1 protein-coding gene is annotated in these 1,511 nt (G+C 59.2%); it reads right to left on the bottom strand.

Annotated features, from left to right (window positions below; genetic code table 11):
* Nucleotides 1–214: 214 nt before the first annotated feature.
* Nucleotides 215–1,405 carry an ISH3 family transposase gene (locus EAO78_RS17560; RefSeq protein ID WP_050033704.1) on the bottom strand — a complete coding sequence of 397 codons (1,191 nt, stop codon included), beginning with the start codon at nt 1,403–1,405 and terminating at the stop codon, nt 215–217.
* Nucleotides 1,406–1,511: the final 106 nt, after the last annotated feature.

Genomic DNA, 1,511 nt, shown 5'->3' on the forward strand with positions numbered 1-1,511 from the left:
TCGCTAGTTGTCCACTCTCTCGATAGCGGCGGCAGCAAGAGGCTGGTCTGACATGGTGAGAGCGCCGAAACGAGACGAAGGACACTTTTGGCACTACAGAGACTGGGAAAAGAGTCAAAGATCTGGTTGCTTTCCGCTGTGGCCATCGCTCAAACCGCTCTCAGAAGACAGCTGTTGCTCCCCGCCAGCCTCGCTTCGACCGAAGCGAGGCGGCTCACCCGAGTCCGTGCTCGTATCCTGGTGGCAGTCCCTCCCCGTTTGTCCGATGCTTGGTCTTCCAGCCGAGCTCGTCGTCCAACACCCGTTCGATCCCATGGAGAAACGCATCACTGAACGTGAACTCTACCAGGCGTGCTCGCCCGCCACGCCGTGGCCGGGCGAGCACTGCCCACTGCACCACCAGCCACAACTGCTCTAACAGGAACCCTACACCCACGTAGAAGAGCCGAATTGTTGTCGATGGCGTCGTCGTAAGGGCCCGCGCTTCCCGGAACTTCTCGTAGCTCTTCTCGATCCGTGAGCGGTTGTTGTAGATCCGCGCCACTTGCCGCGGCGTGCGGTCTTCCAGACCGTACGCCGCGTATCCAGTCTGTTTGAGTCCTGACTTCCCGCGATCACCGTTCTGGTAGGTCACGTTCACCGCCAGCGGAAACGTCTGTTCGTGCGCTTTACCTTCACAGATCGTTTCTTCGGTCATGTACGACGCTGTCGCTGAAAGTTTCTTCCGGAGCGAGTCTTTCCCGGTCTTGACCGGGAAGACTGGCGGCGCTGTCGCCCGAAGCACGCCGATCACCTCGCCGACGTAGGCTGCTCGATCCATGAGAATCCGCTCGAGCTCGAACGGATACAGTTCGACGCGGGCGAGCACGCGCTCGACCGCGTCGGCTGCGCTATCGTCGCCAGCAACCGGTTCAACCGCCAGCGTCAGCGGCTTTCCCTGCGCGAGTACGAACGCCGTGCAGTACCGATGGCACTTCGTCGTGCCATCACGCGCTTGCATTCGCCTGAACTCGTCTTCGTCCGCTGGGTGCCCGTGAAACGGGTTGTCCATGAAATCGATGCAGACGGTTCTCGACCGCGACCGGTCGAGAACCGACATCGCCAACGTCGCGAGAATGTCGTTGACAGCGTCCAGCATCGGCTCTTTGTCGAGAGTATGGAGCCAGTCCATGACGGGTTCTCTGTTGGGTGTCTCGTCTGTGTTGGTCGTGACCCCGTTGACCGAGGTTGTCCCGACAGCCGCACGGAGAACGACTTCCATGATATCGCCGGAATCGAGGGGCGACCCCTCGATTCCTGGCATCGGAATCAACTCAAGCACCTCCAGAGCAAGAGTCTTGAGTTGGCTGTTCGTAATGAACTCGTCCGGATCTGTAAGCACCTGCTTGAGTTGTGGAAGATTCATTAGGTGCGTATCCGGACAGCGGATGAATCAGGTTCCTGATTCACCCGCTTCCTTCACTACAACGTGTCAGCTTGTGAGCTGCTGAGCCAGAGTGGACAACTAGCGA

It is taken from the genome of Halobellus captivus, assembly GCF_003697845.1.
GTDB classification, from domain to species: Archaea; Halobacteriota; Halobacteria; order Halobacteriales; family Haloferacaceae; genus Halorubrum; species Halorubrum glutamatedens.